This is a genomic window from Chloroherpetonaceae bacterium (assembly GCA_025056565.1).
Classification (GTDB): domain Bacteria; phylum Bacteroidota; class Chlorobiia; order Chlorobiales; family Thermochlorobacteraceae; genus Thermochlorobacter.
The window spans coordinates 223,527-236,563 of the sequence record JANWWA010000001.1; the positions used below are offsets into that span (position 1 = coordinate 223,527).

9 protein-coding genes are annotated in these 13,037 nt (G+C 50.2%); 4 read left to right on the top strand and 5 right to left on the bottom strand.

All coding sequences use genetic code 11. The annotated features are described in order from the left end of the window. Positions 1–22 precede the first annotated feature (22 nt). Positions 23–679 (bottom strand): phosphatidylserine decarboxylase, encoded by a 657-nt coding sequence (locus NZM05_00980; GenBank protein MCS7012190.1) that lies wholly within the window; start codon positions 677–679, stop codon positions 23–25. Positions 680–735: 56 nt separating this feature from the next. On the opposite strand from NZM05_00980, the gene tilS reads away from it, so the two are divergent. After that, on the top strand, positions 736–1,731 hold the full coding sequence (tilS, locus tag NZM05_00985; GenBank protein MCS7012191.1) for a tRNA lysidine(34) synthetase TilS: 996 nt from the start codon (positions 736–738) through the stop codon (positions 1,729–1,731). Here tilS and NZM05_00990 read toward each other — a convergent pair. The 4 genes from NZM05_00990 to katG all read right to left on the bottom strand — a co-directional run bounded on the left by NZM05_00990 (position 1,728) and on the right by katG (position 9,618). After that, entirely contained in the window at positions 1,728–5,204 is a 3,477-nt protein-coding gene (locus tag NZM05_00990) for a hypothetical protein (protein MCS7012192.1), read from the bottom strand. The genes tilS and NZM05_00990 overlap by 4 nt on opposite strands. 134 nt (positions 5,205–5,338) lie before the next feature. Beyond that, complete coding sequence (locus NZM05_00995; GenBank protein MCS7012193.1) at positions 5,339–6,772, bottom strand: FAD-binding protein; 1,434 nt, start codon at positions 6,770–6,772, stop codon at positions 5,339–5,341. Next, entirely contained in the window at positions 6,773–7,207 is a 435-nt protein-coding gene (locus NZM05_01000) for a SusE domain-containing protein (protein ID MCS7012194.1), read from the bottom strand. It lies immediately after the preceding gene. Between the two features lie 173 nt (positions 7,208–7,380). Continuing rightward, positions 7,381–9,618, bottom strand: coding sequence for a catalase/peroxidase HPI (gene katG / locus NZM05_01005; GenBank protein ID MCS7012195.1), 2,238 nt, complete (start codon positions 9,616–9,618; stop codon positions 7,381–7,383). A gap of 141 nt (positions 9,619–9,759) precedes the next feature. On the opposite strand from katG, the gene NZM05_01010 reads away from it, so the two are divergent. The 3 genes from NZM05_01010 to rpoN all read left to right on the top strand — a co-directional run bounded on the left by NZM05_01010 (position 9,760) and on the right by rpoN (position 12,993). Continuing rightward, on the top strand, positions 9,760–10,704 hold the full coding sequence (locus NZM05_01010) for a LysR substrate-binding domain-containing protein (GenBank protein MCS7012196.1): 945 nt from the start codon (positions 9,760–9,762) through the stop codon (positions 10,702–10,704). Between the two features lie 132 nt (positions 10,705–10,836). Then, positions 10,837–11,439 carry a DUF3109 family protein gene (locus tag NZM05_01015; GenBank protein MCS7012197.1) on the top strand — a complete coding sequence of 201 codons (603 nt, stop codon included), beginning with the start codon at positions 10,837–10,839 and terminating at the stop codon, positions 11,437–11,439. Between the two features lie 12 nt (positions 11,440–11,451). Beyond that, complete coding sequence (gene rpoN, locus NZM05_01020; GenBank protein MCS7012198.1) at positions 11,452–12,993, top strand: RNA polymerase factor sigma-54; 1,542 nt, start codon at positions 11,452–11,454, stop codon at positions 12,991–12,993. Positions 12,994–13,037 lie beyond the last annotated feature (44 nt).

The window sequence follows — 13,037 nt, forward strand, 5'->3', positions numbered from 1 at the left end:
CTTCACCTGAAGCGATTTCCACTTATCCCTCTTCAGAACCCCCATACTCGGCGAGAATAGTTTCCCCTGCTTTGACATGCTGCCCCTGCTGGACTCTTAGCTGCACAGACATCGGCAGTAAGACATCGACGCGGGAGCCAAACTTAATCATTCCGAAGCGCTCGCCGATCTTCACCGTGTCGCCAAGTTGCAGGTTACACACAATGCGGCGTGCTACATAGCCTGCAATTTGCTTAAAGAAGACCTTGATGTGTTCGTTTTCAATGCCAATTTCTGTTCGCTCATTGCGCTCGCTTGAATCGTGCTGAAATGCTACGAGATATTCACCAGAGATATAGCGCAGATGCGTAATTTTGCCCGAAATCGGGTTGCGATTGACATGCACATCTAAGGGCGACATAAAAATGCTGATTTGCTTTGCTGGTCCTGCAAAAAAATCGTGCGCAATCTCTTGGATAAGGACAACCGTGCCATCGGCGGGCGAGAGAATCACGCGGTCAGTTTTTGGTGGAATACGCTCAGGGTCTCGGAAAAATTGGAGCGTGAAAACCAGCAGAAAAATCCCTGTGCCAACCGAGAACAGCGCGATGGCTGCGGGCAACACCCATGCGCTTGCAAACAGCACCAAAGAGAGAATGCCCACTTTTGCAATAGTTGAGTAGCCGAATGGCGTAATCATTTTGACAATGCCGTAAAAAATCTGGCGCAAAAGTAAGAGAAATCGCTCAAACCTGCATGCTTGCCTTTGAGAAAAAATTTTTGGAGCATTGCCAGAAGCGCAAGTTTTTTGAAAAAGGTGAACGGGTGCTGGTTGCCTTTTCAGGCGGGGCAGACTCCACAGCGCTTCTGCATCTCTTGCTTGCTGTGCGCCCCGTGTTGAAAGTGGAGCTGGGCGCTGCTCATTGCAATTTTCAATTGCGTGCCCGTGCTAGCTTGCTTGATGAGCGGTTCTGTCAAAAAACTTGCGCCAGTCACGGTATCCCTTTCTTTGTGGAACGCTTTGCCACTGCAGAAATTGCCAAAGCCCAGAAAACTTCAATCGAAGAGACTGCCCGAAACCTGCGATACGACTTTTTTCAACGCGTCATGCAAGAGCACGGATACGATACGCTTGTTACAGCTCATCAAGCTAACGACAATGCCGAAACGGTGCTTTTCAATCTCTTTCGTGGTGCGTCGCTGCTGGGACTGGGCGGCATTCCAGAGCGGCGCGCACATATCCTTCGCCCCCTGCTTCCCTTCGAGCGCTATGAGCTTCTCCAATACCTGCATGCACGCCACTTGCCTTATCGCATTGACCGCAGCAACTTTGACATAGACTACGACCGCAATTTCATTCGCCACAAAGTCATACCGCTCCTTGAACAGCGCTTCGAGCACAAACTTGTGCCCAGTCTTTTACGCCTGTCACAAAATGCCGCAGAGCTTTCGGAGTTTGTAGAACACCACATTGAGACTCTCCTCCGAAAAAAAGGTCTTTCACTCTCACACAATGCATTTGAGGTCAAAACCTTGCAGAAACTGACCCTATTTGAGCAAAAGGAGCTTTTTAAGCGCGCGCTGAAAAAGTTTGGCCTTTCTCCAACAGCGCAGCAATTGCAAAGCCTTACTAACTTACTTTGTCTCCAATCAGGCAGGAAGGTGGTAATTAACTCGAAGCTGGAAGTTATTCGGAAAGGCACACACATCTACTTTGTGGAAAAAGCAGCAGGAGAAGACCCTGCGCGCTAAGGCATCGGACATAGACGCGCAGGACTGCGGTCAGAGACAAAATCAAACTCGAAGAGCACCCCAAAGTGGAACATCCATTGCCCTCCATATGTGACAAAATTGCTGCCATCGGCGGTAAAGAAACCTTGCCGCAACGGTTGTGAGAAGCGGTCCAAACCATATGTGGCACTGGCAAATAGCCGTGTTGGGAAAATGTAGAACGATGGTGCTTCTAAGCGCAGCTCAAAGCCAATGTCACGCCGCCATGCCGAGAGAGCAGGCACACCGCCTTGCGACCACGCTGTGCCAATATCAAAGAATGTGGAGAGATAGAGCTTATCGAAATAGAACTGTGCCACCTGCCAGTTGATACGCTCCAGAAGCGGAAAGCGATACTCAATGTGGAGAAATGCCGCCTTGTCGCCCCCGATTGCAAAGTATTCGTAACCTCGCATTCCCAAAAGCCCTGAGATAAAATTGTGGAAGAAAATGTTTGTTTCTCGCCCCGTGAAGTTCAGGGCGGCATAAGCACGCAAGGAGAGTGTGTGGCGAAAGTTTGGATTGAAAGCAGGAAGCGGTAAGTAAAAATTGAAGTCAGTCGTAAGCCGCAAAAAGGAAAATGTTTGATACTGTGGAATCAAGCGACCTGCGCTTTCGCTGAACACCAGTGAATCTTGCAAGCTGCTATGCTCATAATCCAATCGAATGCGGGAGAAAAAGCCGATTGGGTTAATGGCGGCGTGGGTTGTCCGAGCACGCAAATCTGTGTTCCAGACAAATGTCAGCGTGCGACCGATAAAGTAGGTCTCAGAGCTGGCTGGCAAGGTTTGTCCAAGTGGTTGCCAGAAAAATGCGCTGACTTTTGAGCTATACGGACTGAACGAGAAAGTGAGCCGAAATTGACTTGCTTGAAACAGCCAGTGCTCAATCGGTAGTCGGAAACGCAGCGAAAGATCGAACTGCGTTAGCGTGTAGAAGACATTTGCAGTGGCGCTATCAATCCCAATTTTGATTTGCGCGCCATCTTGCACATTGCGCGTTTGATGGTAGATGTCTAGCGACAGACGTGGTAGAAAGGCAGGCGGCAGCACGTTCTGGTCCGTGTATTCAAACGAAAGCAGTGCGTCACGCTCCAGCTCCAAGAGCCCAGCTAATCCTGATGCGCCCCCTGAGACGCCAGAGCCGGGCGCCATCGCCAGCGAACCGAAGAAACTCAGACGTCCTAACAGCTCCGATGAGCCAAATGCGACGCCAAGTTTCGTTGCACGCCACACATCACGCAGAAAGCTGCCTTGTGTTCGGGCATAGCCATCAAAGCGCAGAAGCGGCAAGATAGACAACGTGCTGAAAGTAGTGCTGTATTCGGTCGACTTAAAGTTAGGGACTTTGCGATCATCATAGTCCGATAGCTGCGCGGCTACAGCCCTTTGCGAAGACAATGCTTGCGACCCTTGCATGGTTGCCGAAACCAGTGATGCCAGTGCTTGCTCCACCGTTTCCGCTTCGCTGTGCTCTTGCAATGTGCTCGCTGCTGGAATTGGGGTTGGCACTCTGACATACTGCGCATTCGGATAAGCAATCGGTTCGGCTTGCTTAATCAAAGCAATTTTGTAGCCATCGGCGGTGAAAAGCGAATAGACAAGGTCGCCAAACTGGTTGACTGCTGGCATAAATGCACCGCCCACCACATTTGTCATCTGTTCCACTTTATGTGTCGAAAGGTGCATACGATAAATGTTGAAAATGCCCGTGCGATTGCTTGCAAAGTAGAGGAATGTGCCATCGGGCGAAAGCGCCGCATCACGCTCGTCAAGGTCTTCGGGCACATCAAGAGAATCAGTGAGCGGCATCAGAGCACCTGTTGCAAGTTCAAGCAGCATCAATCGGCGTGAATTCTTAACGCCTAATGCGAAAACAAGGTGCTTACCATCGGGCAAGTAAAGTGGCGATTGTACCTGCTCGCCATTCGAGAAGTGCGTGAGTGGGCGAATTGCCAGTTTTACGCTGTCGCCGTCCGCATCTGGAATGAAATTGCCTTCTACCAAATTCTGCGTGCCATCGCGCTGGTGCACGGCGACAAATCGCGTCTCATCTGGTGAGAGCGCAGGCATTTCCAGCCGTGCTTGGTAAGTCAAGCGACGCTCTTGGCGTGTGTGCAAATCATAGACGAAAAGGTCGTTATACTTTTGAATGCGAAAGTTTGTGCCTGTGTAGCGAGAGTAGAGGAGAAATCGCTCATCTTTGGTAAGCACCAAACGCGACGACACGCCGCTTTGCAGCACATCCAGACTGGTCGGGTGAAACGGTCGTGCACACACTTTGCACTGCGAAAAGCGTGGCTCACGCTCTCCTGCTGCGTAAAGTTGCGTCAATTTGCGGACGGTTGGCATGGCCTCTGAGCACAGTGAATCACCGTATAGGCGGCGCGTTAGCACGCTATGTCCGCCGAAATCTGCACCAAGATTGGAGATGTAGTAGAGGCGGCTGCCATCAGGTGAAAAGACCGGGTAGAGATTCGCATAGCCACGCGATTCAATGATTTTGCCTTCAACTTGATGCGCCAGCACAGGCGCAATGCGGGCTTGGTAGTCTCGCTCGAGATATGTGCGCCATTCCTGATAGATTTCACTGGACGGCTTGCCAAAGGTTTGCTCCACTGCAGCATGCATATTGAGCGTGCCCAGCGAGGCAAAGTTTTTGCAGAGCGCAGCCAGTTTCTCCTCGCCATACCGCATAGCCAGAAAGCGCGCCAGTGCAAAGCCAGAGTTGTAGGTAAATTCAAAATCAATGCTGCGCTTAGAGCTGAAGTTAGAAAGCTGGTCGAAGTCCAGAAGTTTGTGCTCGAGCGTTAGCGTGCGCAAAATCATATCGCGGTGTGTGTCCCAAGTGTCGTAACGCAGCTCAGGACGTTGGTATTGCGCCACACCTTCCGCCAGCCAAAATGGGACATTGATACCTGCAATTGGGTAGGATACCACAAGATTTGGAAAGCCATAGAGAATGTCTGGACGGCGAACCTGCTCATAGCCAAAGACTTGCAAGTATATGGCAGGCACTTGTTGCCCAAATTTCTGAGCTGCGGTCAGCGAGACAATATGCGTGTATTCATGCGTGATGACATTGCGTAGCCAATTATGCTGACCGCGCAAGTTGAATTCCAGTGCTGGCGCCCAGATTTCAATCTTGTTCTCAAAAAAGTATGCGCCACCGTTGGAGTAGTCATCTGTGTCCTTGATAATGATATGCACTTTGCCGGGGTCGTGCTGATACAGTGAGGTAATTGGCTTGTAAATTTCCTCTGCAATTTTCGCCGCGACCTTTGCGCTGCGCTCAGCGCCTTCGTGGTAGTGAATTGCAAAGTGTTCGGTCTCAATCGTCAGCCAGCGTAACTCGGGGTGGCTGTAGGCTTCAGGCTGCGCCCAGAGTGTTGGCGCGCCGCCAAGTAGACACCCTAGTAGAACGGCAAAAGCGGCAGTAGCTCGCAACGGCTGCATCTGAATCTATGGTTGCACAGCGTTTTAGTAGCGTCCATACAGCGTGAGTGCGCAAATATGCCGAACATTGTCTAATAAAACAATTCACAACAGTGTCGCTTGCACACTGCCACGGTTGGCAAGCTCTTTTGTCACTATTGAGCCGGTAAGGACACACGACGCTCACACTTGGACTTGAAAAATGTGCTTGGGTCAAAGATTTTGCCGGGATTCAGCACGCTATGAGGGTCTAAGGCGGCTTTGAAGCGACGCATCACTTCCACTTGCGTGCTACCTGCAGCTTTTTCGAGAAACTTTTTCTTTGCCAGCCCTGTGCCGTGCTCACCCGTAATGGTACCACCAAATTGCACGGCTGCATCAAAGATTTTTTCAAAGAAACACTCGCTGCGGTGCACTTCATCTTTATTTCGCTCGCTAATGAGGCATGTCGGGTGCAAGTTGCCATCGCCAAGATGACCAAAGTTTCCGACCAACACTTGATGGGCTTTGGCAGTGCGTTGCACCAGCTCCAACATATCGGGCAAGGCTGAGCGTGGCACGCTTGCATCTTCCAGAATGGTCGTAGGTCTTAGGCGCGCTAATGCCGAGAAAGCGGACTTGCGTGCCAGCTTGAGGCGCGAAGCTTCGGCTTCAGTTTCCGCTGCACGCACAAAGCGTGCCCCCAGCTTTTGCGCAAGTTGAAAAACGGTTTGTGCTTCTTCTTCCACCACCGCCTTGTGCCCATCTAACTCAATCAGCACCAGTGCCGCACTATCCGTTGGTAGCCCTATCTTCGCATAGCCCTCTACGGCTTGAATGGTGGTTTGGTCTAAAAATTCAAACATCGCTGGCACAATGCGAGCGCGCGCCACTTCCACTACGAATTCGCCCACTTTAGCCAGCGAATCCAGATACGCCACAATGACTCTCGAAGCTTCAGGCTTCGGCAAAAGCCGCAAAGTAGCTTTGGTGAAAATGCCTAATGTGCCCTCAGAGCCGATAAAGACATCTTTGAGATTTAGGCCCTGCACATCTTTGATGGAACGCGAGCCCAGCGTAATTAGCTCACCTGATGGCAACACCACATCAAGCGTCAGCACATAGTTTTTGGTCACACCATACTTCAAGCCCCGCAAGCCCCCCGCATTCTCGGCAATGTTGCCACCAATGGTAGAAATGGTCGCACTGCCCGGGTCAGGCGGATAAAACAAGCCTTTTTCTTCTACTGCCTTTTGCAGCACTGCAGTGATAACGCCGGGCTCTACAGTTGCGGTAAAATCTGCTTCGTTAATCTCCAAAATGCGGTTCATCGGTGGAAAAAGCAGCACGATGCTATCTGGCACAGGCACGCTTCCACCTGAAAGCCCAGAACCCGAACCACGTGGCACCACCGCAAAGCGTGCTTCATTGGCTAATTGCATAATCTTACATACCATTTCGGGCGTGCGCGGGATGACGACTGCCTCAGGCTTTTGGCGCAGCATCGGCGTGGCATCGTAGGAGTAAAGCAGCTTATCCAGCTCCGAATCCAAATAATTTTCTCTGCCGACGATTTCACGAAGCGCATTTAGTACGCTTTTTGCAATCATTTACTCAATGCGTAGAAAAAATTGATTCCGATCGACCGAGCGCAAGGTATCACGAAAATTGCTGGCAAAGACCGTGTAGAAGTATGGCGAATTGTTTTGAAATGAGGGCAGGGCACGCAGGAAATCACCAGAGACCAGCAAACTTTCCGCTGTCGTCTCTACACTGAGCACTCGACCATTGTCGAAATTTGTGTCCAAGTCCAGTACCGCAGTGTATTTAATCACGCCGCCTAGCTCGAAGCGAGCTGACTCCCACACCAGCCGCAGCGTATCGCGCTGGCTCATGACCACCAGTGAATCTTTGGCAGGCACCAGCAGGCGGAACGCACCAATCGTGCGACGCGGCACTTGAGGCGCTGATGGATTGCTCTCCGGCCCACAAGACTGCACTACAGCGAGGACTGTCAGCAGTGAAAGCGCAAGATATTTTTTCATTGCTTTGGTCAAAGGATTGAACCTGCAAATCTAACAAACTGGATAAAGTTTTCGGTGTTGCCAGTGCCCCAAATCTGAGAATGATGAAAAAAAGAAAGGCTGCTTCCCGCCGAAATAGGAAACAGCCTTTGTTTGACAGCGCAAGTTGAAAAGAACGAGGAGCAGCACTCAAATTAGCGCATATGGAGATCGAAGCGGTCGAGGTTCATCACCTTTGTCCATGCAGCAACGAAGTCTCGCACGAATTTTTCATGCGCATCATCGCAGGCATAGACTTCCGCTAACGCACGCAGCTCGGAATTTGAGCCAAAGATGAGATCGACCCGCGTGGCGCGCCACTTTACTTGTCCTGTCTTGCGGTCGCGTCCTTCAAAGATGTAACGCGATTCATCAACAGGCTGCCATTCGGTGCTCATATCCAGCAGATTGACGAAGAAGTCATTGGTTAGCACCTCAGGGCGAGTTGTAAAGATGCCAAGATTGGAGCCATCGTAGTTCGCATTGAGCGCACGCATACCGCCCACCAGCACGGTCATCTCTGGTGCTGTGAGGGTCAGAAGCTGTGCTTTGTCGACCAGCAAGTGCTCCGCTGGCACTACCGACTTGGCTTTGAGGTAGTTGCGGAAGCCATCGGCGAAAGGCTCTAAGACTTCAAACGACTGCACATCGGTTTGCTCCTGTGTAGCATCGTTGCGTCCGGGCGCAAATGGCACAGTAATTTCTACCCCTGCTGCTTTGGCTGCCTTCTCTACAGCTGCACAGCCGCCTAGCACAATCAAGTCAGCCAGTGAGATTTTCTTGCCATCGGTCTGCGCACTGTTAAATTCTTGCTGAATCTTTTCCAAAATGCCTAAGACGTGTGAAAGCTCGGTGGGGTTATTGACTGCCCAGTAGCGTTGCGGAGCCAACCGAATGCGTGCGCCATTTGCTCCACCGCGCTTGTCCGAATCACGATAGGTTGAAGCCGACGCCCACGCTGTGCGAACCAGTTGCGCAATGCTGAGACCTGAGGACAGAATCTTCTCCTTGAGCGCCTTGATGTCGTGCTCCTCGACCAACTTGTAGTTTACGGGTGGAATTGGGTCTTGCCAGATGAATTCTTCCTCAGGCACTTCAGGACCAATGTAGCGGATTTTTGGCCCCATATCGCGGTGCGTCAGTTTGAACCAAGCGCGTGCAAAGGCTTTTTCGAACTCATCAGGATGTTCATAGAATCGGCGAGAAATTTTTTCATAGATGGGGTCATAGCGCAGCGAAAGGTCGGTCGTGAGCATCGTGGGTAGGTGCTTCTTGTTCGGGTCATATGCATCAGGAATGACCGGCTCGGCGTTCTTTGCAACCCACTGATAGCCACCTGATGGACTCTTCGTCAGTTCCCACTCATACTCAAAAAGATGCTTGAAGTAATCGTGACTCCACTTAGTCGGTGTGCGTGTCCAAGTCACTTCTAAGCCGCTAGTAATGGTATCAGGGCCTTTTCCAGTGCCATATTTGCTTGCCCAGCCTAAGCCTTGCATTTCAATTGGGGCTGCCTCAGGGTCGGGACCGACCAGCGACTTATCCCCAGCGCCGTGGGCTTTGCCGAATGTGTGTCCGCCTGCAATGAGTGCCACAGTTTCTTCATCATTCATTGCCATTCGTGCAAACGTTTCACGAATATCTTTGGCTGCAGCGATAGGGTCAGGATTGCCGTTTGGCCCTTCAGGATTGACATAAATTAATCCCATTTGCACGGCGGCAAGCGGATTTTCCAACTCACGGTTGCCCGAGTAGCGATACTTGTCGCTTAGCCATTCTTTTTCAGCGCCCCAGTAAATGCTTTCATCTGGCTCCCAGACATCTTCACGCCCGCCTGAAAAGCCTAGTGGCTTAAAGCCCATTGATTCGAGCGCCACGTTACCCGCCAGAATCATTAAGTCGGCCCATGAAATCTTGCTGCCGTATTTTTTCTTGATAGGCCAAAGCAAGCGGCGCGCTTTGTCAAGGTTTTGGTTGTCTGGCCAGCTATTAGTTGGGGCGAAGCGCTGCAAACCTTTGCTAGCGCCACCGCGGCCGTCGCCAATGCGGTATGTGCCTGCCGCATGCCACGCCATTCGAATGAACAGCCCACCGTAATGACCGAAGTCAGCCGGCCACCAATCCTGCGAATCAGTCATTAGCTTGTGCAGGTCTTGCTTTAGGGCTTGGTAATCCAAGCTCTTAAAGGCTTCACGGTAGTTAAAGCCTTTATCCATTGGATTGGTCAGCTCCGAGTGCTGACGCAGAATAGATAGATTGAGCCGATGCGGCCACCAGTCAGTATTCTTGGTGCCAATCGCCGCAGAGCCATTGCGAAATGCACCTGTAAAGGGGCATTTCGAAGCGCCGTTTGTTGCGCTTGCTGTGGTCGAAGAAGCCATGATGTTTTCCATAACTCTCTGTGCAAGGTTTAGTTTTGAATAAACAAAGGCGTCAAAAACTGACGCCCTGAAAGTATTGGTTGTGCATATATCTATCAAATTGATATTTTCTATCTTTCAATAGATTTTTTTGATACTAAACCTATACTCACAATGAACCTTCAACAGTTAGAGTACATCGTTGCCGTAGAGCGATACAAGCACTTTGTAACAGCTGCTGAAAAGTGCTTCGTTACGCAAGCCACGCTTAGTATGATGATTAAAAAGCTTGAAGATGAGCTCGGTGTCAAGATTTTCGACCGTGCTAAGCAACCCGTTGTGCCGACTGTCATTGGTGAAAAAATCATTGAGCAAGCCAAAGTTGTGCTTCGTGAAGTCGCACGAATCAAAGAGATTGTTAAGGAAGAAACTGCACAGGTCAAAGGCGAACTCAAAATCGGTATTATTCCCACTCTTGCACCTTACCTTTTGCCGCTCTTTCTAAAAAACTTTTTAGCGAAGTATCCAGAGGTTAAACTGCAACTAAGTGAGCTGACCACGAGCGAAATCATTGAGCGTATCAAGCATAGCTCCTTAGATGCGGGCATTTTAGCTATTCCTCTCTCCGATCCTGACCTTATTGAACAGCCGCTCTTTAGCGAAGAATTTGTCATCTACTTTTCTGAGAAACATGCACAGTCCCCCAAAATGCATTTCTCCCCAGCCGACTTAGACGTCAGCCAGCTCTGGCTACTGGACGAAGGACACTGTATGCGCAATCAAGTCATCAATCTCTGTGGCTTGAAGCTCGAAGAACGCAGTCGACATCGCTTAGATCTCTCTGCTTCGAGCATCGAGACGCTCAAAAAAGTGGTCGACATCAATGAAGGCGTAACGGTGTTGCCTTACCTTGCGCTTCGTGATTTAACGAAAGCTCAGCTTCGTCGTGTGCGTTACTTCAAACCCCCTGTGCCTGTGCGAAAAATTGGGCTGGTTAGCTTTCGCTACTTTGTGAAAGAAAAAATGTTAGATGCATTGAAGGCTGAAATCCTCAGTGCTCTACCCCCTGAGATGCTAAGCGAGAAAAACAAAAAAGTGATTGAAATTAGCTTAGAGTAGATAACGCACTTTGCCTAATGCTGTCAAGCGAAATTCAGGGGAGAGCACACGCTACATTTGCTACGTTTGTTGCTTACGTGCTAAGGTCTTCCCGAATTTTTGTAGATTCCGAAAAGGCTCATCGTTTTGGGTATGAAGTCGTCTCCAAATCAAGATGTTGCGCTCGTTGCGATTGGCGAAGTGCTTATTGAGCCAGATGTGCTTACGGCGCAGTTTTGTTGTGATGTGCGCATCTGCAAGGGTGCTTGTTGCGTGTCAGGTGAAAAGGGTGCACCCGTTCTCTCCAAAGAAATTGAGCAGATTGAAGCCAACTTAGAGGCCGTCAAGCCTTTTTTGCCTGAGAAAAATTTGGAGGTTTTGTCGAAGAAAGGCATCTACGAGGTCTACCGTGGTGAGCTATATCTGCAGACAGTTGATGGGCAAGAGTGTGTATTTGCAAAGCTGGAAGCAGACGGCACGGCACGCTGTATGTTGGAGTATGCCTTCGAGCAAGGTGTCTCGAACTTTCAAAAGCCGATTTCGTGTCATCTTTATCCGATTCGCGTGCGTGCCCGCTTAGGCACCGATTACCTCATTTACTCACAGATTCCAGAATGCGAAGGCGGTCGAGTGCATGGCGCCGCACTCCATAAGCCCCTCATTGAGTTTGTTCGGCCTGCACTTGAACGCCTTTACGGCAAAAACTGGGCAGAGAAGCTCCTTCGGTTTGCTCAGTCAAAACATTTCAATCGATAAATCAGCGGCACGATGATGGGAACACAAGGGTTATCGCAGCGCCAAGTTCAAACGCTTCGTCTAAGTCCTCAGCAAATCCTTTACACCAAGCTGCTACAACTCCCTGTGCTGCAGCTGGAGCATCGCATCAAACAAGAGCTGGAGGAAAATCCTGCCCTTGAAGAAGGCACAGAGTCGGAAGAGATGACGGTGCTGTCCGCAGCCGATGAGGATATCCCTCCTGCGGATCCACCCACGGAGGTCGATCCTGTAGAGCTGGTGATGAACGGCACTGACTCATCTGAATCGTCTGATGCTGTGCTTGACCCCAAAGCTAAAGATGAAACCGCTTTTGAGAGTGAAATCGAGGAATATCTGCGTGAGCAAGATGATGAGGGCTTCAAGACCGCTCCGCTGGGTACACCAGACGATGAGTCCGATTCCCTTCAGCCTGTTGCCGAACAAAACTGGCGAGAAGACCTTATCAGTCAGCTTCACCTCTTGGAACTCAGCGAGCGCGAGATGCTGATTGCCGAAGAGATTATTGGTAATCTTGACAACGATGGATATTTGCGCTGTCCCCTGCAAGTCATTCGCGAGGGAGTCTTGATGCTGGGCGTGGAAGTGTCTGAACACGAAATTGAAGAGGTCTTAGCAAAAATTTGGGAGTTGGAGCCTGCAGGGGTCGGTGCGCGTAACTTGCAGGAGTGCTTGCTCATTCAGTTGCACGCTCTTGCTGGCGAGTTTGATGATGAACGCGAAGATGACCGCTTGCTGGCGCAAAAAATTCTCACACACCACTATGCAGACTTTACGATGATGCACTACCAGAAGCTGATGCAAAACTTAGGCATCACGCAAGCGCAGTTGCGTCGCGCTGTGCAGTTCATTCAAAAGCTGAATCCTAAGCCGATTCGCGGCTCCAGCGAGGCGCCCCGCTACATCATTCCTGATTTCATTGTAACTATCAAAGGTAACGAGGTGATGGTTACGCCAAATGAGCGGCAATTGCCACCTTTGCGTATCTCCCGCCGCTACAGAGACCTTCTGGAAAGCAAATCACAGAGTCGAGAAACCAAAGAGTTCATCAAGCAGAAGATTGAAGCGGCAAAAGGTTTCATCAGCGCCATTGAGATGCGCCGCCATACGATGCAAAAGATTATGACGGCTATCGTGCAGCGACAGTATGAGTTCTTTACAGTAGGTCCTGAAAAGCTCAAGCCAATGATTTTGAAAGACATTGCCGAAGATACTGGACTAGACATCTCAACCGTGAGTCGTGTCGTTAACGGCAAGTATGTGCAGACTGACAAAGGCATTTGGGAGTTAAAGTACTTTTTCAGCGCGGCGGTTGAAACAGAGTCAGGCGATGAGATTTCCAACCGCGTCATCAAGCAGTTCATTAAGGACTTTATTGAAAAAGAAGAATCTGGCAAACCTCTCTCCGACGATAAGCTAGCGGAGTTGCTGGCGCAACATGGTTACAAGGTTGCCCGACGCACCGTTACCAAATACCGCGAGCAGCTCAATATCCCTGTCGCACGGTTACGCAAAAAACTGGAAGCCAGCGAATAAAAATATCCCACTCAATCTCAGAGAATTTGCGTAACTTTTAGGCT